Annotated in this window: 22 protein-coding genes, 1 pseudogene and 1 riboswitch; of the genes and pseudogenes, 20 read left to right on the top strand and 3 right to left on the bottom strand. The window is 55.8% G+C overall.

The window, feature by feature from the left end:
- Positions 1-71 precede the first annotated feature (71 nt).
- Together rihA and ACUTQ5_RS01555 are read left to right on the top strand one after the other, a co-directional pair.
- Positions 72-1,004, top strand: a complete 933-nt coding sequence (rihA, locus tag ACUTQ5_RS01560) for a pyrimidine-specific ribonucleoside hydrolase RihA (RefSeq protein WP_445649796.1) — start codon at positions 72-74, stop codon at positions 1,002-1,004.
- Positions 1,005-1,151: 147 nt separating this feature from the next.
- Positions 1,152-1,850: an FMN-dependent NADH-azoreductase gene (locus ACUTQ5_RS01555; RefSeq protein WP_445649795.1), complete on the top strand. Its 699-nt coding sequence runs from the start codon at positions 1,152-1,154 to the stop codon at positions 1,848-1,850.
- Positions 1,851-1,908: 58 nt separating this feature from the next.
- On the opposite strand, the gene ACUTQ5_RS01550 is transcribed toward ACUTQ5_RS01555, so the two are convergent.
- A complete protein-coding gene (locus ACUTQ5_RS01550; RefSeq protein WP_445649794.1) occupies positions 1,909-2,391 on the bottom strand; it encodes a zinc ribbon-containing protein in 483 nt (160 codons plus the stop codon).
- Between the two features lie 389 nt (positions 2,392-2,780).
- On the opposite strand from ACUTQ5_RS01550, the gene leuS reads away from it, so the two are divergent.
- The 13 genes from leuS to lipA all read left to right on the top strand — a co-directional run bounded on the left by leuS (position 2,781) and on the right by lipA (position 16,278).
- Positions 2,781-5,363, top strand: coding sequence for a leucine--tRNA ligase (gene leuS, locus ACUTQ5_RS01545; protein ID WP_445649793.1), 2,583 nt, complete (start codon positions 2,781-2,783; stop codon positions 5,361-5,363).
- 14 nt (positions 5,364-5,377) lie between these two features.
- A complete protein-coding gene (gene lptE / locus ACUTQ5_RS01540; protein ID WP_445649792.1) occupies positions 5,378-5,938 on the top strand; it encodes an LPS assembly lipoprotein LptE in 561 nt (186 codons plus the stop codon).
- Positions 5,935-6,969: a DNA polymerase III subunit delta gene (holA, locus tag ACUTQ5_RS01535; protein ID WP_445649791.1), complete on the top strand. Its 1,035-nt coding sequence runs from the start codon at positions 5,935-5,937 to the stop codon at positions 6,967-6,969. The genes lptE and holA overlap by 4 nt, the downstream gene beginning before the upstream one ends.
- Positions 6,959-7,621, top strand: coding sequence for a nicotinate-nucleotide adenylyltransferase (gene nadD, locus ACUTQ5_RS01530; protein WP_445649790.1), 663 nt, complete (start codon positions 6,959-6,961; stop codon positions 7,619-7,621). The genes holA and nadD overlap by 11 nt, the downstream gene beginning before the upstream one ends.
- A 188-nt stretch (positions 7,622-7,809) precedes the next feature.
- A complete protein-coding gene (gene rsfS / locus ACUTQ5_RS01525; RefSeq protein ID WP_012005640.1) occupies positions 7,810-8,127 on the top strand; it encodes a ribosome silencing factor in 318 nt (105 codons plus the stop codon).
- Between the two features lie 3 nt (positions 8,128-8,130).
- Entirely contained in the window at positions 8,131-8,601 is a 471-nt protein-coding gene (gene rlmH / locus ACUTQ5_RS01520; protein WP_445649789.1) for a 23S rRNA (pseudouridine(1915)-N(3))-methyltransferase RlmH, read from the top strand.
- Between the two features lie 38 nt (positions 8,602-8,639).
- A complete protein-coding gene (gene mrdA / locus ACUTQ5_RS01515; RefSeq protein ID WP_445649788.1) occupies positions 8,640-10,535 on the top strand; it encodes a peptidoglycan DD-transpeptidase MrdA in 1,896 nt (631 codons plus the stop codon).
- 8 nt (positions 10,536-10,543) lie between these two features.
- The gene (mrdB, locus tag ACUTQ5_RS01510; protein WP_153857718.1) at positions 10,544-11,656 is read left to right on the top strand and encodes a peptidoglycan glycosyltransferase MrdB; all 1,113 of its coding nucleotides are present in this window, start codon (positions 10,544-10,546) and stop codon (positions 11,654-11,656) included.
- Between the two features lie 10 nt (positions 11,657-11,666).
- Entirely contained in the window at positions 11,667-12,752 is a 1,086-nt protein-coding gene (gene rlpA / locus ACUTQ5_RS01505) for an endolytic peptidoglycan transglycosylase RlpA (RefSeq protein ID WP_445649787.1), read from the top strand.
- A 178-nt stretch (positions 12,753-12,930) separates the two neighbouring features.
- Complete coding sequence (gene dacA, locus ACUTQ5_RS01500) at positions 12,931-14,142, top strand: D-alanyl-D-alanine carboxypeptidase DacA (protein WP_445649786.1); 1,212 nt, start codon at positions 12,931-12,933, stop codon at positions 14,140-14,142.
- A 111-nt stretch (positions 14,143-14,253) separates the two neighbouring features.
- On the top strand, positions 14,254-14,517 hold the full coding sequence (gene ybeD / locus ACUTQ5_RS01495) for a DUF493 family protein YbeD (RefSeq protein ID WP_009636895.1): 264 nt from the start codon (positions 14,254-14,256) through the stop codon (positions 14,515-14,517).
- Positions 14,518-14,651: 134 nt separating this feature from the next.
- Positions 14,652-15,320, top strand: coding sequence for a lipoyl(octanoyl) transferase LipB (gene lipB / locus ACUTQ5_RS01490; protein WP_085115566.1), 669 nt, complete (start codon positions 14,652-14,654; stop codon positions 15,318-15,320).
- The gene (gene lipA / locus ACUTQ5_RS01485; RefSeq protein ID WP_445649785.1) at positions 15,313-16,278 is read left to right on the top strand and encodes a lipoyl synthase; all 966 of its coding nucleotides are present in this window, start codon (positions 15,313-15,315) and stop codon (positions 16,276-16,278) included. The genes lipB and lipA overlap by 8 nt, the downstream gene beginning before the upstream one ends.
- A 95-nt stretch (positions 16,279-16,373) precedes the next feature.
- On the opposite strand, the gene tatA is transcribed toward lipA, so the two are convergent.
- The gene (gene tatA, locus ACUTQ5_RS01480; protein ID WP_445649784.1) at positions 16,374-16,583 is read right to left on the bottom strand and encodes a Sec-independent protein translocase subunit TatA; all 210 of its coding nucleotides are present in this window, start codon (positions 16,581-16,583) and stop codon (positions 16,374-16,376) included.
- 217 nt (positions 16,584-16,800) lie between these two features.
- On the opposite strand from tatA, the pseudogene ACUTQ5_RS01475 reads away from it, so the two are divergent.
- From ACUTQ5_RS01475 to ACUTQ5_RS01460, 4 genes and pseudogenes are all read left to right on the top strand, one after another.
- Positions 16,801-17,291 (top strand): annotated as a pseudogene (locus tag ACUTQ5_RS01475) (diguanylate cyclase); the annotation flags it as partial.
- A 151-nt stretch (positions 17,292-17,442) separates the two neighbouring features.
- A riboswitch (Fluoride riboswitch) is annotated at positions 17,443-17,505 on the top strand.
- A 75-nt stretch (positions 17,506-17,580) separates the two neighbouring features.
- Positions 17,581-17,964 carry a fluoride efflux transporter CrcB gene (crcB, locus tag ACUTQ5_RS01470; protein WP_135315492.1) on the top strand — a complete coding sequence of 128 codons (384 nt, stop codon included), beginning with the start codon at positions 17,581-17,583 and terminating at the stop codon, positions 17,962-17,964.
- 301 nt (positions 17,965-18,265) lie between these two features.
- Complete coding sequence (locus ACUTQ5_RS01465; RefSeq protein WP_445649783.1) at positions 18,266-18,862, top strand: TetR/AcrR family transcriptional regulator; 597 nt, start codon at positions 18,266-18,268, stop codon at positions 18,860-18,862.
- Positions 18,863-18,867: 5 nt separating this feature from the next.
- Positions 18,868-20,058 carry a multidrug effflux MFS transporter gene (locus tag ACUTQ5_RS01460; RefSeq protein ID WP_445649782.1) on the top strand — a complete coding sequence of 397 codons (1,191 nt, stop codon included), beginning with the start codon at positions 18,868-18,870 and terminating at the stop codon, positions 20,056-20,058.
- 65 nt (positions 20,059-20,123) lie between these two features.
- Here ACUTQ5_RS01460 and cspE read toward each other — a convergent pair whose 3' ends face one another.
- On the bottom strand, positions 20,124-20,333 hold the full coding sequence (gene cspE / locus ACUTQ5_RS01455) for a transcription antiterminator/RNA stability regulator CspE (RefSeq protein ID WP_002210315.1): 210 nt from the start codon (positions 20,331-20,333) through the stop codon (positions 20,124-20,126).
- Between the two features lie 346 nt (positions 20,334-20,679).
- On the opposite strand from cspE, the gene ACUTQ5_RS01450 reads away from it, so the two are divergent.
- Complete coding sequence (locus ACUTQ5_RS01450; RefSeq protein ID WP_445649781.1) at positions 20,680-21,843, top strand: M20 peptidase aminoacylase family protein; 1,164 nt, start codon at positions 20,680-20,682, stop codon at positions 21,841-21,843.
- The last annotated feature ends 85 nt before the right edge of the window (positions 21,844-21,928 follow it).

Below are 21,928 nucleotides of genomic sequence, written 5' to 3'. Positions count from 1 at the left end.
GCACTAAAAGCGCTTGTTTCTCCCCCTTTTTGGTCCGATGCTCACGGGATAACAAACAGAGGAGAAAGAACATGCCCCGCCCTATTATCATCGATTGCGATCCCGGCCTCGACGACGCCATTGCCCTTGCCATGGCACTGAGTTCACCGGAACTTGAAGTGAAAGCCATTACGACCTCTGCCGGTAACCAGACGCCGGAGAAAACCCTGCATAATGCGCTCGGACTGCTGACGCTGATGAAGCGCGAAGATATTCCGGTTGCCGCCGGTGCTGCGGGCCCACTAATGCGTGAGCTGGTGATTGCCGACTATGTGCATGGCAAAACCGGCATGGGCAATACCCATCTGCCAACGCCCACCCTCAAGCCGATGAAACAAAGTGCCGTCGAACTGCTCGCCAGCCTGCTGCGCAGCAGCGCGGACCCCATCACTCTGGTGGTTACCGGCCCGATGACCAATATCGCCCTGCTGCTGGCTCAACACCCTGAGCTGAAAGGCAACATCGAGCGTATCGTCTTTATGGGCGGCGGTATGAACGCCGGTAACACCACCCCGGTGGCGGAGTTTAATATTTTCGTCGACCCGGAAGCCGCCGAGATGGTGCTCAAATCTGGCGTGCCACTAACCATGGCAGGTTTGAACGTCACCCATCAGGCACTGGTGCTGCAGCAGGATATCGAACGAATCCGCCAGATTGAAAACCCGGTCGCACAAGCGGTAGCTGAAATGCTCGACTTCTACCTGCCGCTGTATCTCAGCCACCCGCGCGGGTTGCCCGGTGCCGCGATGCACGACCCCTGTACCATCGCCTGGCTGCTGGCGCCACAGCTGTTTGGCAGTATCGAACGCTGGGTCGGTGTAGAAACCAAAGGAGAGTACACCCAGGGGATGACAGTGGTGGATATCTTCGGGCAAAACGGCAAAGCGGCCAACGTGGAAGTGCTGACCGATATCGATCGTGAGGGGTTTATCAATCTGCTGGCCGAACGTATCGCGCGTTATTAGCAGCCGAGGCTCGGACACAGCCAACATTCAGTTTTTTTGATTTAACTCAGCGAATTTTTACGCTATCACTGGTCCAGGCTTGCCTCTAAGATGCTTTACACGCACAGCAAACGCTGAAAACCTTAGAGCAAGCCTGGAGATACCCGCATGAGTCGTATACTGGTCCTGAAATCAAGTATCCTGGGCGATTACTCCCAGTCTGGAAAATTAGTCGATTTTTTTGTTCAACAGTGGCGTGAAGCACACCCAAGCGATAGCTTTACCTTCCGCGACCTGGCCAACCCGACCCTGCCGGAGCTCGATGGTGAAGTATTTGGCGGCTTTAGCGCCGGCGATAAACCCTTAACGCCACATCAGCAAAAGACGCTGGCGCTGTCCGATGAGCTGATTGCCGAGTTGAAATCGCACGACACCATTATCATCAGCGCCCCGATGTACAACTTCACTATCCCGACCCAGTTGAAAATCTATTTCGACCTGGTCGCGCGTGCCGGCCAAACCTTCCGTTATACCTCCGAGGGTTCCGAAGGCCTGGTCACCGGTAAAAAAGCGATTGTGATCTCCAGCCGCGGCGGTATCCATGCTGATACACCAACCGACCTGATCACGCCTTACCTGAAGCTGTTCTTAGGGTTTATCGGTATTACTGACGTGGAGTTCGTGTTGGCGGAAGGTTTTGCTTACGGGCCGGAAGCGGCAGAAAAAGCAACGCAGGACAGCCGTATCGCGGTTGCGCAGAAAGTGCCTGCGACAGTATACACCGCCCTCGCAAGCCAGCCTGAACTGGCCATGGCACCTGCCGGCGGCGGTTTCCTTAGTAACCTGATGAAAAAGCTGTTCGGTTAATGACGACCTCCCTGCCCCGGCCCTTTCCACTCGGGAAAAGGCCAGGGTGCGGGAAACCTCAAGGTTCGAAAGGCCGACGCTGAAACTGGTCATGGCCGCATTTCGGGCATAGCGGCAACACTTCCGGCGTGTAAAACGCCAAATGATGGTGACACTGCTCGCACACCAAATTCCCCAAGCCGACCACCTCACCGCTGTGGTAAACGCCATGGTGGCTGACGTCCTTGAAAACTTCGCGCCATTCCAACTGGGTTTTGTCGGTAATGTCCGCCAGCTCCTGCCACAGGCTCTCTTTAATCACCCGCATAAAAACGCTGTCGGTAAATTCTTCCCGGCTTTCCTGGTAACTGCGCGCAAACTCCTCCAGATCTCGCCGTACCGCCTGGGTCACCTGCTCCACTTCATCGCGCGTCAGCTCACCCGCTTCGTTCAGCCGTTTTTCAGCGCTCGCCACCAGTGGATCAATATCACGTTCGCCATTTTTCAGGCGTTCGGTCAGAGATGCCACCAATTCGCGGTAGTACTGAGCAACCTTGTTCATAATCTCTCCTCGATGAACTTACGTGACAGGGCTTACCTCTTCAAAGTAGCTCTTATCATTTTAGCGGTAAATTGCTGATGTCACTTGGCAACGCACGGGATCCTCAAGATGTGAGTCATATCATGGCGGAGATTTTTTAAATACGCCGAGTCGGGCGCTTGGTGTTGTTGCCAAGAGGTCTTATCAGCTATGCTATGCGGATCTATAAGTACTCAACAGAATGCTACAGAAATCCCCCCGATAGGTTTCGAGTCACGGCTAGGTGGCCAGTACGTGAAACCCAAGAGCTTACAAAGGTAAGTGACTGGGTTGAGTGTACGCAGCCAACAACGCTGTGGCTTGAAAGATAAAGGGGGAGCTGTTTTACACCTACAGGACCACCAGCCGCCATGCAAGAGCAATACCGTCCAGAAGACATAGAATCGAACGTACAGCTTCACTGGCAAGAGAAGCAGACTTTCAAGGTTACCGAAGACGCAAGCAAGGAAAAGTATTACTGCCTATCCATGCTGCCATACCCATCAGGCCGTCTGCACATGGGGCACGTTCGTAACTACACTATCGGCGACGTGATCTCGCGCTATCAGCGCATGCTAGGCAAAAACGTACTGCAGCCGATCGGCTGGGATGCGTTCGGCCTGCCGGCGGAAGGTGCCGCGGTTAAAAACAACACCGCGCCGGCCCCGTGGACCTACGACAACATCGAATACATGAAGAACCAGCTAAAACTGCTGGGCTTCGGCTACGACTGGGATCGCGAGATCGCCACCTGCGATCCGGATTACTACCGTTGGGAACAGTGGTTCTTCACCAAGCTGTACGAAAAAGGCCTGGTCTACAAAAAGACCTCTGCGGTCAACTGGTGCCCACACGATCTGACCGTGCTGGCCAACGAACAGGTTATCGACGGCTGCTGCTGGCGCTGTGACACCAAGGTTGAGCGTAAAGAGATCCCACAGTGGTTTATCAAAATCACCGACTACGCCGACCAACTGCTTAACGATCTCGATACGCTGGAAAGCTGGCCAGAGCAGGTGAAAACCATGCAGCGTAACTGGATTGGCCGTTCCGAAGGGGTGGATATCACCTTTGACGTGGCGGGCAACGACGAAAAACTGACCGTTTACACCACCCGTCCAGACACCTTTATGGGTGCGACCTACGTTGCCGTTGCGGCTGGCCATCCATTGGCCCAGCTTGGCGCGGTGAACAACCCGGCGTTGGCTGAATTTATCGAAGAATGCCGCAACACCAAAGTGGCCGAAGCCGAAATGGCGACGATGGAGAAGAAAGGCATGCCGACCGGCCTGTTCGCCATCCATCCGCTGTCCGGCGAGCAAGTGCCGGTTTGGGTCGCCAACTTCGTGCTGATGGAATACGGCACCGGCGCGGTAATGGCCGTTCCGGCTCACGACCAACGTGACTGGGAGTTCGCCACCAAATACGGTTTGCCGATTAAACCGGTAGTGCTGGCGCAGGGCGGCAGCCAACCGGATGTCCAGGCAGAAGCGATGACCGAGAAAGGCACGCTGTTCAACTCCGGCGAGTTTGACGGCCTGGACCACCAGGACGGTTTCAACGCCATTGCCGACAAACTGGTCGCCAAAGGCGTCGGCCAGCGCAAGGTTAACTACCGTCTGCGCGACTGGGGTGTTTCCCGTCAACGTTACTGGGGCGCACCAATCCCGATGGTCACCCTGGAAGACGGCACCGTAATGCCGACCCCGGAAGACCAACTGCCGGTGATCCTGCCGGAAGACGTAGTGATGGACGGCATCACCAGCCCGATCAAGGCCGATCCCGAGTGGGCGAAAACCACCGTTAACGGTCAGCCGGCGCTGCGTGAAACCGACACCTTCGACACCTTTATGGAGTCTTCCTGGTACTACGCGCGCTACACCTGCCCGCAGTACGACCAGGGCATGCTGGATCCGGCTGCCGCCAACTACTGGCTGCCGGTGGATCAGTATGTCGGTGGTATCGAACACGCCATCATGCACCTGATGTACTTCCGTTTCTTCCACAAGCTGCTGCGCGACGCGGGCCTGGTCGATTCCGACGAGCCGGCAAAACGCCTGCTGTGTCAGGGTATGGTGTTGGCAGACGCCTTCTACTACAGCGGTAACAGCGGCGAACGCGTCTGGGTTTCCCCGGTCGACGCCACCGTTGAGCGCGATGACAAAGGCCGCATTATTAAAGCCACCGATCCACAAGGTCGTGAACTGGTCTATGCTGGCATGAGCAAAATGTCGAAGTCGAAGAACAACGGCATCGACCCACAGGTAATGGTTGAGAAATACGGTGCGGATACCGTGCGTCTGTTCATGATGTTCGCCTCACCGGCAGAAATGACGCTGGAATGGCAAGAGTCCGGCGTGGAAGGGGCGAACCGCTTCCTGAAACGCGTCTGGAAACTGGCCTACGAACACTTGGAAAAAGGTGCCGTACAGCCGCTGAACGTAGCAACGCTGACGGAAGACCAGAAAGCGCTGCGTCGCGATCTGCACAAAACCATCGCCAAAGTGACCGATGATATCGGCCGTCGTCAGACCTTCAACACCGCCATTGCCGCCGTGATGGAGCTGATGAACAAGCTGGCCCGTGCTCCGCAGGAAAGCGAGCAGGATCGCGCTCTGCTGCAGGAAGCCCTGCTGGCAGTGGTTCGCATGCTGTATCCGTTCACCCCGCACGTGTGCTTCTCACTGTGGCAGGCGTTGGGCGGTGAAGGCGATGTGGACACCGCAGCCTGGCCGCAAGCCGACGAGCAGGCGATGGTCGAAGACTCCAAGCTGGTGGTAGTACAGGTCAACGGCAAGGTTCGCGCTAAAATTACTGTGGCAGCTGATGCAACCGAAGAACAGGTGCGTGCGTGCGCCGCTGAGGAACATCTGGTCGCTAAATATCTGGACGGGGTTACGGTTCGTAAAGTGATCTATGTTCCGGGCAAATTGCTTAACCTGGTTGTGGGTTAACACAAGGAGGAATTGTGCGACAACGTATTCTGACGCTGTTGCTGGGGTTGGCGGTGCTGGTCACCACCGGCTGCGGTTTTCACCTGCGTGGCACCACGCAGGTACCCCCGGAAATGAAAACGCTGATTCTGGACAGCTCAGACCCTTATGGTCCGCTGACCCGTTCGGTGCGTGAGCAATTACGTCTGAGCGACGTGACCATTGTCAAAGATGCAAAACGTAAGGATCTTCCTTCCCTGCGCATCATTGGCGCCACTGAAAGCCAGGATACCGCCTCTATCTTCCAGGACGGTAAAACCGCTGAGTACCAAATGGTGCTGACGGTCCAGGCACAGGTGCTGATCCCAGGTCACGATCTGTATCCGCTGAGCGTAAAAGTATTCCGTTCGTTCTTCGATAACCCGCTAACCGCACTGGCAAAAGATTCCGAACAGGAAATCATTCGCCAGGAAATGCGTGAGCAGGCTGCCCAGCAACTGGTGCGTAAACTGCTGACGGTGCACGCGGCGGAAGAAGAAACGCAGCAGAAAGCCGCTGCGGCCGGTGAAAAAGCGGCCAGTCGCGTAGATCAATGATCCGTATTTACCCTGAACAACTTGCCGCGCAGCTCCGAGAGGGGCTGCGCGCTTGTTATTTATTGAGTGGCAATGAACCGCTGCTGTTGCAGGAAAGCCAGGATCTGATCCGCCAAACGGCACAGCAGCACCAGTTCACCGAGCACTACAGCATCTCGCTTGATGCCCATACCGACTGGGACGCCATTTTCAGCATCTGTCAGGCGATGAGCCTGTTCGCCAGCCGTCAGACGCTGTTGCTGATCTTCCCTGAAAACGGGCCGACCGCCCCGATAGGCGAACAGCTGATTAAGCTGGCCGCTCTGCTGCATGACGATATTTTGCTGATGCTGCGTGGGCCACGTCTCACCAAAGCGCAGGAAAACAGCGCCTGGTTCAAGGCACTCAGCCCGCATGGCGCTTACGTCAGTTGCCAGACACCGGAACAGGCACAGTTACCCCGTTGGGTAGCCCAGCGCGCCAAAACCATGAAGCTGGAACTGGACGACGCGGCCAATCAGTTGCTGTGTTACTGCTATGAAGGCAATCTGCTGGCGCTATCGCAGGCGCTGGAACGACTGTCGTTGTTGCATCCGGATGGCAAGCTCACGCTGCCGCGTGTCGAGCTGGCGGTCAATGACGCCGCGCACTTCACGCCATTCCATTGGCTGGACGCCCTGCTGGCGGGTAAAAGCAAACGGGCCTGGCATATCCTGCAACAGATGCAGCAGGAAGATGTCGAGCCGGTGATCCTGCTGCGCACCTTACAGCGCGAATTGCTGCAATTGCTGAACCTGCAACGGCGCATGGCGTCAGTGCCGCTGCGTACGCTGTTCGACCAGTACAAGGTCTGGCAAAACCGCCGTAACCTGGTCACCCAGGCCTTGCAGCGGTTATCCAGTGCCCAGTTGCGGCAAGCGGTTCATCTGCTGACGCAGATTGAAATCACCCTTAAGCAGGATTACGGCCAGTCGGTCTGGTCGGAACTGGAAACCCTGTCAATGCTGCTGTGCGGCAAACCTCTGGCCACGAGTTTTTCCGATGCCCACTAATTCGCAAGACACCACGGTCCTGCACGCTCTGTTTGGCGGCACCTTTGACCCAATCCATTACGGCCATCTGCGCCCGGTGGAAGCACTGGCGGCAGAGGTAGGCCTGAATCGGGTTACCCTGTTGCCGAACCATGTGCCACCACACCGCCCTCAGCCCGAGGCTAACGCTCAGCAACGGCTGAAGATGGTTGAACTGGCGATCGCCGGCAACCCGCTGTTTGCGGTTGACGATCGCGAACTGCACCGCACAACGCCCTCCTATACCATAGAGACGCTGGAAGCCATTCGTAAAGAACGTGGCGCTGCATTGCCGCTGGCGTTTATCATTGGCCAAGACTCGCTGCTGACGCTGCACAAGTGGCACCGCTGGCAGTCTCTACTCGATACCTGCCACCTGCTGGTCTTGGCCCGTCCGGGCTACAATGACCGAATGGACACGCAGGAACTGCAGCAGTGGCTGGAACAGCATCAGGTGACCGATGCCGCGCTGCTCAGCCAGCAGCCACAGGGCTATATCTACCTGGCCGATACGCCACAGCTTGAAATTTCAGCGACGGAAATCCGCCAGCGTCGCCATCAGGGCCTCAACTGCGACGACCTGTTGCCGCGTTCAGTACAGCGCTATATCGAGTTACAGGGTTTATATCGCTAGCGAGAGCCGCATGATATACTGCGCCGCTATTTTTCAGGTATTCGCTGAAAACCCCGGAAACCTTAGCTGGCCGGGCAGTCGCCAGAAGGCGCACGGTGGCATCCTGCCGACTTATCATTGATTCAGGCCGCAAAACGGGCAGTTGCCCGCCGCAGTCGAATGAACAGAACACTCCCGAGGGGGAACCTTTGCAAGGTAAAGCGCTCCAAGATTTCGTCATCGATAAAATTGATGACCTGAAAGGCCAAGACATTATCGCTCTGGATGTACAGGGTAAATCAAGCATCACCGATTGCATGATCATCTGCACCGGTACCTCTACCCGCCACGTGATGTCGATCGCCAACCACGTGGTGCAAGAATCCCGTTCTGCGGGCATGGAACTCTATGGCATGAAAGGCCAGGAAGCTTCCGACTGGATAGTGGTTGATTTGGGCGAAGTGATCGTCCACGTGATGCAAGAAGAAAGCCGTCGTTTGTACGAACTGGAAAAACTCTGGAGCTAAGCGGTGAAACTGCAACTGGTCGCTGTCGGCACTAAAATGCCAGACTGGGTGCAGACCGGCTTTATGGATTATCTGCACCGTTTTCCGAAAGACATGCCGTTTGAGCTGATCGAAATCCCGGCGGGCAAGCGCGGCAAGAATGCTGATATCAAACGCATTCTGGAAAAGGAAGGCGAGCAGATGCTGGCGGCGGTAGGCAAAGGCAATCGTATTGTCACGCTGGATATCCCCGGTACGCCGTGGGAAACGCCACAGCTGGCGCAGCAACTCGAACGCTGGAAGCAGGATGGCCGCAACGTCAGCCTGCTGATTGGCGGCCCGGAAGGGTTGGCCCCGGCGTGCAAGGCCGCAGCCGAACAAAGTTGGTCGCTCTCACCGTTGACATTGCCGCATCCTTTAGTGCGCGTCCTGGTGGCTGAAAGCCTCTATCGCGCCTGGAGTATTACAACAAATCATCCTTACCACCGGGAATAACCGGTGGTAACCGGGACAGAGTGAAATAAAGCAGCGGGATGAAAATAGAACGTAACCCTTTTCGCGACTATACGGCTGAATCCGCCCTGTTTGTACGCCGCGCCCTGGTGGCGTTCCTGGTCATCCTGGTGCTGACCGGCACCCTCATCGCCAATCTGTATAACCTGCAAATCGTCCGCTTTGAGGATTACCGTACCCGTTCTAACGAAAACCGCATCAAACTGGTGCCGATCGCGCCCAGTCGCGGCATTATCTACGATCGCAACGGCACCCCGCTGGCGCTCAATCGCACCATTTATCAACTGGAGCTGATGCCCGAAAAGGTCGATGACCTGAAGGCCACGCTACAGGCACTGCGTCCGGTGGTCGATCTGACCGATGACGACATCACCAACTTCGAGAAAGAGCGCAAACGCTCACGCCGCTTCGTATCCATTCCGGTGAAAACCGCCCTGAACGAAGTCCAGGTGGCGCGTTTTGCGGTTAACCAGTTCCGCTTCCCCGGCGTCGAGGTCAAAGGCTACCAGCGTCGCTACTATCCTTATGGCTCCGCTCTGACTCATGTGATCGGCTACGTATCAAAAATCAACGATCGCGATGTTGAACGTCTGGATAAAGACGGCAAGCTGGCAAACTACGCCGCCACTCACGACATCGGCAAGCTGGGTATCGAACGCTATTACGAAGAGACCCTGCATGGCAAAACCGGCTACGAAGAGGTTGAAGTCAACAACCGTGGCCGGGTGATCCGCCAACTGCATGAACAGCCCCCTTCCGCCGGTCAGGACGTTTACCTGACGCTGGATCTCAACCTGCAACGCTATATCGAGCAGTTGCTGGTTGGCAGCCGCGCGGCCGTGGTAGTGAGCGATCCGCGCACCGGCGGCATTCTGGCGATGGTCTCTAACCCCAGCTATGATCCGAACTTGTTCGTTGATGGCATCTCCAACAAAGACTATCAGGGGCTGCTCAACGATCCGAACCGGCCGCTGATTAACCGCGCCACGCAGGGGCTATATCCACCGGCGTCTACGGTGAAACCGTTCATTGCCGTCTCGGCGCTCAGTGCCGGGGTGATCACCAAAAACACCAGCCTGTTCGATCCCGGCTGGTGGCAGTTGCCCGGCTCGGAAAAACGCTTCCGCGACTGGAAAAAATGGGGCCACGGCCGCCTGAACGTCACCAAGGCGCTGGAAGAGTCAGCGGATACCTTCTTCTATCAGGTAGCCTACGACATGGGTATCGATCGCCTGTCGACCTGGCTGACCAAGTTCGGTTACGGCGATTATACCGGCATCGATCTGTCCGAAGAACGTTCCGGCCTGATGCCGACCCGCGACTGGAAATTCAAGCGCTATAAAAAACCCTGGTATCAGGGTGACACCATTCCGGTAGGTATCGGCCAGGGCTACTGGACGGCAACGCCGATCCAGATGGCCAAGGCACTGACCACGCTGATTAACGATGGCAACGTCAAGACGCCACACCTGCTGCAGAGCACCCGCATCAATGGTGCGCTGGTGCCCTTCACCCAGGAAGAGAGCACGCAGATCGGCGATATTCATTCAGGCTTCTGGGAAATTGCCAAAGACGGCATGTATGGTGTAGCCAACCGTCCGAACGGGACGGCGCGTAAGTACTTCTCGGATGCACCTTACAAAGCCGCGGCGAAATCGGGTACCGCACAGGTATTCGGCTACGAAACCTACAACGCCCATAAACTGGCGGAACACCTGCGTGACCATAAGTTGATGACCGCCTTTGCGCCGTACGACAATCCAACGGTATCGGTCGCCATCATTCTGGAAAACGGCGGCTCCGGTCCGGCGGTCGGGACGATCACCCGACAGATCCTCGACCATATTTTGCTGGGCGACAACAATACGCAATTACCATCTGAAGCCCCACTGCCACCAGGCGTAGAGGGTGATTAAGGTAGAACATGACTGAAAGCCAACAAAAGGGCTCGATCTGGACCAAAATCCATATCGACCCCACATTCCTGCTATTAATTCTGGCCCTGCTGGTCTACAGCGCGTTCGTAATGTGGAGCGCCAGCGGTCAGGATATGGGCATGATGGAGCGCAAGATCGGCCAGATTGTCATGGGGCTGATAGTAATGGCCGTCATGGCGCAAATCCCGCCGCGGGTCTATGAAAGCTGGGCGCCGTATTTATATATTTTCTGCGTGATCCTGCTGATACTGGTAGACGCTTTCGGTCAGATCAGTAAAGGCGCGCAACGCTGGCTGGATCTTGGCTTTGTGCGTTTCCAGCCGTCCGAGATCGCTAAAATCGCCGTGCCGCTGATGGTGGCACGCTTTATGAACCGTGACGTCTGTCCGCCTTCGCTAAAGAATACCGCGATTGCGCTGGTGCTGATTTTCCTGCCGACCCTGCTGGTCGCCGCGCAGCCCGATTTGGGGACTTCGATTCTGATTGCCGCCTCCGGCCTGTTCGTGCTGTTCCTGTCCGGCATGAGCTGGAAGCTGATCGCCGTAGCCGCCGTGCTGCTGGCTGCCTTTATCCCGGTACTGTGGTTCTTCCTGATGCACGGCTATCAGCGCGACCGCGTGATGATGCTGCTGGATCCGGAAACCGACCCACTCGGTGCCGGTTACCATATTATTCAGTCGAAAATCGCCATCGGCTCAGGCGGCCTGTCCGGCAAAGGCTGGCTGCACGGTACCCAGTCACAGTTGGAATTCCTGCCGGAACGCCATACGGACTTTATCTTCGCGGTCCTGGCCGAAGAGCTGGGGCTGATTGGGGTTCTGGTGCTGCTGGCGCTGTACCTGCTGGTTATCATTCGTGGATTGATGATCGCCGCCAAGGCACAAACCACTTTTGGCCGGGTGATGGTCGGCGGTCTGATGCTGATTTTGTTCGTTTATGTGTTTGTTAACATTGGTATGGTCAGTGGCATTTTGCCGGTAGTTGGCGTACCTTTGCCTCTGGTCAGTTACGGGGGTTCGGCGCTGATTGTGCTTATGGCTGGGTTCGGCATTATCATGTCGATCCACACACATCGAAAAATGATGTCCAAGAGTTTATAAGGGGTGAGTAATGCGTAAGGAATGGCTTTGGGTCGGCGTTGTCGCGGTATTACTTTCCGCCTGTACCGCCCCGACCACGGAACAGCAAGCGCCACCGCAGCAGCCGTATAACGGCCCGGTGGTGGAGATCGGTGGCGTTGAGCCTCAATATGAACCCTATAACCCTAATAACATGCAGGATTATAAGGTTAATGGCAACACTTACCGCATCGTCAAGGATCCGCAGAACTTCTCGCAGACCGGTTTGGCCAGCTCCTACGGTGAAGAAGCTCGGGGCAATACCACCGCGCTGGGGGAACAGTTCGATCCTAATGGCTTAACCGCCGCACACCCAACGCTGCCGATCCCAAGCTACGTACGCGTGACCAACCTGGCCAATGGCCGTCAACTGGTGGTGCGGGTTAACGATCGCGGGCCTTACACCCAGGGCCGCATTATCGATTTGTCGAAAGCCGTCGCCGACCGCCTGAACCTGTCCAACAACACCAAGGTCAAGGTTGATTTCATCAACGTGGCTCCGGACGGCACGCTGAGCGGCCCAGGCACCATCGGTACTACCGTTGCCAAACAAAGCTATGCCCTGCCCGCACGCCCAGAGCTCGGCTCCAGCGGCATGGGAACCCCAATGCAACAGGATGTCCCGGTCCCCAACGGCGCCGCAGTACGTCCGATTGACAACAGCAGCCTGAACACCGGCGACAACGCCCCGGTAACTACCACCGGCAATAGCCGCAGCGGTTTCCTGGGTGCGCCAAGCGCCGTACCGGTCGGCGTACTGGAAGGCTCAGAACCTGAACCTGCCGTCAGTGCTGCAGCCATTGCCGCCCCGGTTGCGACCACCGCCGCCGTTGCCGCCAATGCTTCTGCTGGTGGTAGCTACGTGGTGCAGGTCGGCGCACTGAGCAGTGCCGAACGTGCGCAGAGCTGGCAACAAAGCCTGAGCCAAAAGTTTGGCGTACCGGGCAAAGTGGCCGCCAGCGGCAGCATCTATCGCGTACAGCTAGGCCCGTTTAACAGTCGCCAGCAAGCCGCCGAACTGCAGCAACGTCTGGCCAGCGAAGCGCAGCAACAATCTTTTGTCACTGCCGCACCCTAAAACAGCTCTCCGGCAGGCGAACGCGACTGATTAGCGTTTCTTTAGCTGAAACATTTTCTTTCAGCTAAAGCCTGTAAAGCGCGCTTAGTCAGAGCATTGGCTAATGCCTGCCGGGATCTCATCTGTTATAGTGTGGCTCGTTTTTAATTTTACCCTCATGGATGTTGTAGTCTCGATCATGAAACAAGTAACTTCTTTCCGCTTAATCAAGAGCATAGCGCTCGGCACAGTTATCGCAATGAGTGCAACCTCCGTTGCGCATGCCGATGACGTTAATATCAAGACCATGATCCCAGGGGTACCGCAAATCGATGCGGAATCCTACGTCCTGATTGATTACAACTCCGGTAAAGTTTTGGCGGAAATGAACGCCGATGCCCGCCGCGATCCAGCCAGTCTGACCAAAATGATGACCAGCTACGTCATCGGCCAGGCGCTGAAAGCAGGTAAAATCGGCCAGGAAGACATGGTTACCGTGGGGCAAGACGCCTGGGCTACCGGCAATCCGGTATTCAAGGGTTCTTCGCTGATGTTCCTTAAGCCGGGCGACCGCGTACCGGTCTCCAAGCTGACCCGCGGCATCAACCTGCAGTCAGGTAACGACGCCTGCGTGGCGATGGCCGACTACGTAGCTGGCAGCCAGGACGCGTTCGTTAACCTGATGAACACCTACGTCAGCAAGCTGGGTCTGCAAAACACCCACTTCCAGACGGTACACGGCCTAGATGCACAGGGTCAGTACAGTTCAGCGCGCGACATGGCGTTGATCGGCCAGGCGCTGATCCGCGACGTACCGGACGAATACGCGATTTATAAAGAAAAAGAGTTCACCTTTAACAATATCCGCCAGATGAACCGTAATGGTCTGCTGTGGGATACCAGCCTGAACGTGGACGGTATCAAGACCGGTCATACCAATGCGGCAGGTTACAACCTGGTCGCTTCTGCGACCGAAGGCCAGATGCGTCTGATCTCTGCAGTATTGGGCGGTCGTACTTATAAAGGCCGTGAGACCGAAAGCAAGAAACTGCTGACCTGGGGCTTCCGCTTCTTCGAAACCGTTGCCCCACTGAAAGTGGGCAAAGAGTTTGCGTCTGAACCCGTCTGGTTCGGCGATGCGGATCGCGTTGAGTTGGGCGTAGACAAAGACGTTTACCTGACCATCCCACGCGGCCGGATGAAAGATCTCAAAGCCAGCTATGTGCTGAACACGCCGGAAATTCATGCACCACTGGCGAAAAACCAGGTTGTCGGCAGCATCAACTTCCAGCTCGATGGCAAAACCATCGATCAGCGCCCACTGGTGGTGATGAACGAAGTGAAAGAAGGCGGTTTCTTCAGCCGTATCGTGGATTACATCAAACTGATGTTCCACCACTGGTTCGGTTAACAGTTGAAATGGGCGAAATCGCCCCCATATACTGATTAACATTAACTCCCGCTCCGGCGGGAGTTATAATTTATAGAATCGCTATACCGATAGCCGCACTCTGGAGCGCACATGAAAACTAAACTGAACGAACTGCTCGAATTCCCTTGCTCATTTACCTACAAAGTAATGGGCCTGGCACAACCCGAGCTGGTGGACCAGGTGGTTGAAGTGGTGCAGCGCCATGCTCCCGGGGATTACAACCCACAGGTTAAACCTAGCAGCAAAGGCAATTACCACTCCGTGTCCATCACCATCACCGCCACCCATATCGATCAGGTGGAAACCTTATATGATGAGTTGGGCAACATTGAAATTGTCCGCATGGTGCTGTAATTCCAGCACAACCCCCTGTATTTCAGCCCGGGACAGAGCATCCTCTGCCCGGGTTGAGCATTTTTGGTCAGCGAAATGCTGGTCGCCGGCCAGAGCGCCCGGTATAATGGCATTACCACTTCTGTAACCTGACGATGACTCTTTTGCAACCAGACAAGATCATTTTGCGTCAGCTGGGGTTACAGCCCTACGAGCCTGTATCCCAAGCCATGCATAACTTCACCGATCGCCGAACCGAAACCACGCCCGATGAGCTGTGGCTGGTTCAGCATCAGCCCGTGTTTACCCAGGGCCAAGCCGGTAAAGCGGAGCATCTGTTAATGCCGGGTGACATTCCGGTTGTCCAGAGCGATCGCGGCGGCCAGGTAACCTATCATGGGCCGGGGCAGCAGGTGATGTACGTGATGGTCGATCTGAAGCGCAACAAGGTTGGCGTGCGCCAACTGGTCACGGCTATCGAAGATACCGTTATTAATACCCTCGCCCACTTTCACATTGAATCGCGTGCCCGTCCGGATGCGCCCGGTGTTTACGTGGGGGAGCAAAAAATCTGTTCGTTGGGTTTGCGGATCCGTAAAGGCAGTTCATTCCACGGCCTGGCCCTGAATGTGGCCATGGATCTCAGCCCCTTCCAGCGTATCAACCCTTGCGGTTACGCCGGTATGCAGATGGCGCAGGTCAGCGCGCTGGTGCCCGGTGTTGGCATTGAAGACGTACACCCAGTCCTGGTACAGGAATTTGTTCATTTACTCGGCTACCCGAAGGTCGAGCTTCGTAACTGGAACCTGCACGATTATGAGTAAACCAATTCAGATGGAACGCGGCGTCAAATACCGCGATGCAGACAAAATGGCGTTGATCCCGGTAAAAACGGTGGTCACTGAACGGCAGGAGCTGTTACGTAAACCAGAGTGGATGAAAATCAAACTTCCTGCCGACTCTACGCGCATTCAGGGCATTAAAGCCGCAATGCGTAAAAACGGTCTGCATTCGGTGTGCGAAGAAGCTTCCTGTCCTAACCTGTCTGAGTGCTTCAACCACGGCACCGCCACCTTTATGATCCTCGGCGCCATCTGTACCCGCCGCTGCCCATTCTGCGACGTGGCCCACGGCCGCCCGGTGGCACCAGACGCCAACGAGCCGGAAAAACTGGCTCAGACCATTGCCGATATGGGTCTGCGTTATGTGGTGATCACCTCGGTTGACCGCGATGACTTGCGTGATGGGGGTGCCCAGCACTTTGCCGACTGCATCGCCGCTATCCGCGCTAAAAACCCGACCATCAAGATTGAAACGCTGGTACCGGACTTCCGCGGCCGTATGGATCGTGCGCTGGAAATCCTGACCGAAACGCCACCGGATGTGTTTAACCACAACCTGGAAAACGTACCGCGTGTCTATCGTCAGGTTCGTCCGGGCGCTAACTACGAGTGGTCATTGAAGCTGCTGGAGCGGTTTAAAGAAGCGCATCCGCACATCCCAACCAAGTCTGGCCTGATGGTCGGTTTGGGGGAAACCAATGCGGAAATCATTGAAGTAATGCGCGATCTGCGTCGCCATGGCGTCACCATGCTGACTCTGGGCCAGTACCTGCAGCCAAGCCGCCATCACCTGCCGGTTCAGCGCTACGTCAGCCCGGCCGAGTTCGATGAGATGAAAGAAGAAGCGATGGCAATGGGCTTCACCCATGCCGCCTGCGGTCCGTTTGTCCGTTCGTCCTACCATGCCGATTTGCAGGCAAAAGGGATGGAAGTGAAGTAAATTCAGTAATTATTTGTTACTTTTCCAATGACGGAAACGGCAAAAAACGGATGTCCATGTGGCATCCGTTTTTTATTGCCCGGCAGAAAGCGGAATTAAGCGTCTTTCTTTTCGACGCTCTGCGGGTTCGACTGGTTTTCAGCCGTATTTGCCGCTGGCGGAGTCGTATCATCGCCCACCGCCTTTTTGAAGCCCTTCAGCGCAGCGCCCAAGTCCGCGCCTAAAGTACGCAGTTTGCTGGTACCGAACAGCAAGATGATCAACACCGCAATCACCAGAAGTTTGGTAATACTGATCCCTTCCATACTCACCTTCTTATTCATATAGCGCTACGAACGCAGCGAGAAAAAACCTTGCCTGAGGATATTTAGCTACTTTCCCAGATTCAAAACAACAGCAACATGTAACAGAGTAAGATCCCACGCCAACATGCAACTTTAAATCGACTGGGCATGCTTCAGACTATTCTGGGTTTTTAACCCGCGTGGTACGCTGTCCTCCTGCCCATCATGGAGTTGCCGGATGTATACGCCATCAGTCATTGATACCAGACGTTCCGGCCTTAGCTTCGCCAGGCGCACTTACCTGCCACGCATCGTCGGGGGCGGCTTTATCTGCGTGTTCTCGGCGCTTTATACGCAGCAGGCCTCCCCCTGGGTCTGGAGTCTGCTGATTTTCCACGGTTTTATCTGGCCACACCTGACTTACCAATGGGCACGCCGCTGCAAACTTATCTGTGCCTGCCCATGAGCTATCTCTACCCTATCCTATTGGGGTTAGTAAGCTACCGCACCGCCAAACGGCTGGCGGAGAAAAAACAGGAGTTGCTGCGCATCAGCATGCGTGACGGCCTGATGGGGCTGTACAACCGTCACCATTGGGAACATTTGCTGCATCACCAATTTGACAGCTGCCGTCGCTATTAGCACGGCGCCACCCTGAGCCTGATGGATATCGATCGTTTTAAAACCATTAACGACAGCTTTGGCCATGCGCTGGGTGACGAGGCGCTGTACCGGGCGAAGAATAAGGGCCGCAACCGTCTGGAGCTGGCCGTCCCCGACTACTGAGAGCGAGGGAACAATTTCACTTTCCCGTCACTTTTGACACTACAAACCAGGCATCATCGGGTGTAAGATCCCGCCTGCGCGGCAAACAGCGGCGCCGAACGACGGAGATGACATTCCTCCTTAACCGCCTTCACGGGCTGATGATGTCTACGTAATCTCTCGGAGAGGTGCGTAGCATTGCGCCTGAACCTTTCTGAGCTTGTCCCCCATTTAATGAAAGGCAGTTTCGACCATGTTGAGTTCTTTACTGGCAGTTTTTATTGGCGGCGGTATGGGTAGCGTTCTGCGCTGGGCCATAAGCATGAAGATGAATCCGCTTAACGCGCACATCCCTCTGGGGACGCTGGCGGTCAATCTGCTGGGCGGCTTCATTATCGGTTTGGCTATCGCCATCTTCACCCGTCTGACGCATCTGGATCCCACCTGGAAGTTGCTGATCACCACCGGTTTTTGCGGCGGATTAACCACCTTTTCCACTTTCTCTCTGGAGGTGGTGTATTTGCTGCAGGATGGCCGTTTCGCCTGGGCGCTGGCCAATATGCTGCTTAATCTGGCTGGCTCACTGGCGATGACCCTACTGGCATTTATGCTGGTAGTGTGGATTAACGGGCAATAATTTAATTTCGGCTTCTTAATGTTTCCTTAATCTGCCCCAAGCATAATCTCATCCAGTACCCCACTGGATGAGAACTCAGATGTTTAGCCTGCCAAAATCGCCCGCTGAAGTGACCGCCACCCTGCTGTGCCTGCTGATTGTGGGTGTCTTCGTCAAGGTTTATCTGTTCGCCTGAAGTTAACTCCTGCAATCCCCTCCTTTACAGTTACGCTTTTGCCTATTGTCATTGTTGCATTACACTTGAGAATGAACGTTCGCACCCAGAAGGCGAACCGCATTTCACTTGGCAAAGGATCGGGACATGATATCCACCAGCGACAGCAGGCAGGCCAAAGCACAGGCCCGCCGCGATCAGATTGTCGACGCCGCAAAACTCTGTTTTCGTCAGCACGGTTTTCATGCCGCCAGCATGGCGCAAATCGCGCAGGGTTCCCAGCTTAGCGTCGGCCAGATCTACCGCTACTTCGACAATAAAGATGCGATCATCGAAGAGATCGTTAACCGTATCATCGCCAGTAAAATGCGGCGACTGGAAGATCTTGGCGATCATATCAACCTGATCGCCGGTACTTTGGTGGCGCGCACCCTGTTTCAACAGCCGGGTGAAAGCGAAACCGATCATATGCTGATGCTGGAAGTCACCGCTGAGGCTACCCGTAACCCGATAGTGGCAAAAATGCTCAGCGATGCCGAAACGCGGTTGTTCCACCATGTTTGCCAAAACCTGCAGCGGATCTACCCACACTTCAGTGAGCAGGAGATCGCCGCCCGAGTGGAATTTATCGCCGTATTAAGCGAAGGCACCGGTTACCGTATACTGACCACACAAAAAGCCGATGTCAGCCTGCTGAACGGCCTATACCAACAAGCTATCTCTCACCTGTTCAGGAAACCCTAATCCCTATGACCAGACAACTTGCCAGACAACGTCTGGTGTACGCGCTCGTGCTTGGCCTGCTAGCCTCACTGGGGCCGCTGTGCATCGACCTCTACCTGCCCGCCCTGCCGGAAATGGCAGGCGATCTGAATACCTCAACCGCTACGGCACAGCTCAGCCTGACCGCCGGCCTGCTCGGTTTGGGCGTCGGCCAGCTGATTTTTGGCCCCTACAGCGACAAACTCGGCCGTATGCGCCCGTTGTTAGTGTCGCTGACGCTGCTGCTGGCCGCCTCGCTGTGGTGCGCCCTGGCCCCCAATATCGATCAGTTGCTGATTGCCCGTCTGTTGCAAGGGCTGGCCGGTGCCGGCGGTGCCGTCATTTCTCGCGCTATCGCCCGGGACCTTTATTCCGGACACGAACTGACGCATTTCTTCGCCCTGCTGATGTTGGTCAACGGCCTGGCACCGATCGTTGCGCCGGTATTGGGTGGCGCCATGCTGCAGTTTATGGACTGGCGCGGGATTTTTGGCGTACTGGCGGCCATTGCCGTGCTGCTGTTCACGCTCGCCAGCCTGAAGTTGGATGAGTCATTACCTGCCGAACTCCGCAGCCCGGGCGGTATTTTTGCCATGTTGCGGTCACTGGGCGGATTGCTGATCCAGCGTCAATTTATGGGCCTGTGCCTGACGCAAGGTTTTGTGATGGCCGGGATGTTCGCCTATATCGGCGCCTCGCCTTTCGTGCTGCAGCAGATTTATGGCCTCAGCCCGCAGATGTTCAGCCTGTGCTTCGCCATCAACGGCGTCGGGCTGATTATTTCCGCGCAAATCGCCAGCCGCCTGAGCATACATTTTGGTGAAAGGAAGGTATTGAAAGGAGGGCTGACCCTGGCGGCGATTTCTTCGCTGCTGTTACTGTTGGCAGCCAGCCTGCACGCGCCGCTGGCACTGTTGATGGTACCGCTGTTCTTCTCGGTGGCAGTGATCGGTATTGTCGGCCCTACCGCATCGTCATTGGCGATGCAAAGCCAGGGCGACAAGGCAGGCAGTGCCTCTGCGCTGATTGGCGTGAGCATGTTCACACTCGGTGCCTGCAGCGTGCCCTTGACGGGGCTGGGCGGCACTTCCAGCGTATCAATGGCACTGACCATTGTCGGCTGTTACGCCGTCGCCATCACGCTGTTTAAACTGCTGGTACGCAAAGCGCAGGCATAAAACGACGAAAAAAAGCAATAAAAAACCCGCTCAGTGAGCGGGTTTTAAGAATTTCGGCTGTAGCATTAGATAGCGATAACGTTAGCAGCAGATGGGCCTTTGGCACCGTTCGTGATTTCAAATTCTACACGCTGGCCTTCAGCAAGAGTTTTGAAACCATTGCTAGCGATGGCAGAGAAGTGAACGAAAACGTCCTTGCTACCATCTTCCGGAGTAATGAAGCCGAAGCCTTTGGATTCATTAAACCACTTAACGCTACCTTTAATCTTAGACATCAAACTTACCTTTAACGTGAATGAAAGACACTAAACATGTGTCCAATACAGTACAGCAATTAGACGGGATTTTGTCCACACCCTGGATCACATAAAATCGATAAAGAGTGAAAAAGTCCGTGTCCTTCGGTGTAAATCGCTTGCCCCCTTTGCCATTGTCTCCGCAGGTAGTCCAATCCTCTTCAAACTACGTCGAACAGCGGTCGAACGCCTGTTTCACCCGCCGTCAGCCTGCCTTGCCGGCGTGATGCAGACACAATCGCTATGTAATATAACCAGACAGTCTTTTTGCTTCCGGTCACCCTGCACTAGGGTTAAGGCTTATTAACCACTGTGAGCCAAGACTATGACCAGCCAACTGGCCGAAAAAATCGTCGCCTACCGCCGTGAACTGCATCAGAACCCTGAGCTGTCCAACCACGAATTTGCCACTACCGCCCGCCTGACCCGTTGGCTGGAAGAGGCCGGTATCCGTATTCTTCCGCTGGAGCTGAAGACCGGCGTGGTGGCTGAAATCGGCAGTGGCAAGGGGCCGATCATTGCGCTGCGCGGGGATATTGACGCCCTGCCGATTGAGGAAATTTCCGGTGTGCCGTTCAGTTCGCAAAACAGCGGCGTTATGCACGCCTGCGGACATGATTTCCACACCTCGGTGATGCTGGGCGCGGCGCATTTGTTGAAAGCACGCGAAGCCACCCTGCCCGGCACGGTACGCATTTTCTTCCAACCGGCGGAGGAAACCTTCAACGGTGCCCAGCACCTGATCGACGCCGGGGCACTGGATAACGTGGCGGCGGTATTCGGTCTGCACAACGCGCCGGAGCTGCCGACCGGTACCTTTGCCACCCGCGCCGGGGCGTTTTACGCCAATGTCGATCGCTTCCAGATCCTGATCACCGGCAAGGGAGCGCACGCCGCCAAACCGGAGCAAGGGGTGGACACCATCGTCACGGCCAGCCAGATTGTCAACGCGCTGCAAACCCTGCCCAGCCGCAGCTTCAGTTCGCTGGAGTCGTTGGTCGTGAGCATCACGCGTATTGAGGGCGGTAACACCTGGAATGTTCTGCCTCAGACCGTAGAACTGGAAGGGACTGTACGGACCCATAGCGATAAAGTTCGCCGCCAGGTGCCGGATAAAATTCGCCAGGTGATTAACGGCGTCGCCGCATCCCTTGGCGCGCAAGCGGAACTACGCTGGCAGGCCGGCCCACCGGCGGTAGTCAATGACGCACGCTGGGCAGCCTTCAGTAAAGCCGTCGCCGCCGAAGCCGGCTACCGGGTGGAAGAGGCTGAACTGCAGATGGGCGGGGAAGACTTTGCGCTTTATCTGCACCACGTCCCGGGCGTGTTTGTCAGTATTGGCTCGGCCAGTGAATTTGGTCTGCATCACCCGCGCTTCAACCCGGATGAACAGGCAATTTTCCCAGCCTCGCAATATTTCGAACTGTTGGCTGAACGCACGCTGCAGCAATTAGTCACCACGCCGCAAAAAGCCACCAGCAAGGCATAAAACTCCCCCGGTTATTATTCGCGGCGCGGTGTATTCTGCGCTGCGAGTTATTATTTCCCCCTCGGTTATATTTGCCAGTTTCAAC

It is taken from the genome of Serratia sp. NA_112.1, assembly GCF_052691715.1.
The sequence above is the reverse complement of the archived record's forward strand: the minus strand, read 5'-3'. Positions and strand labels throughout refer to the sequence as shown.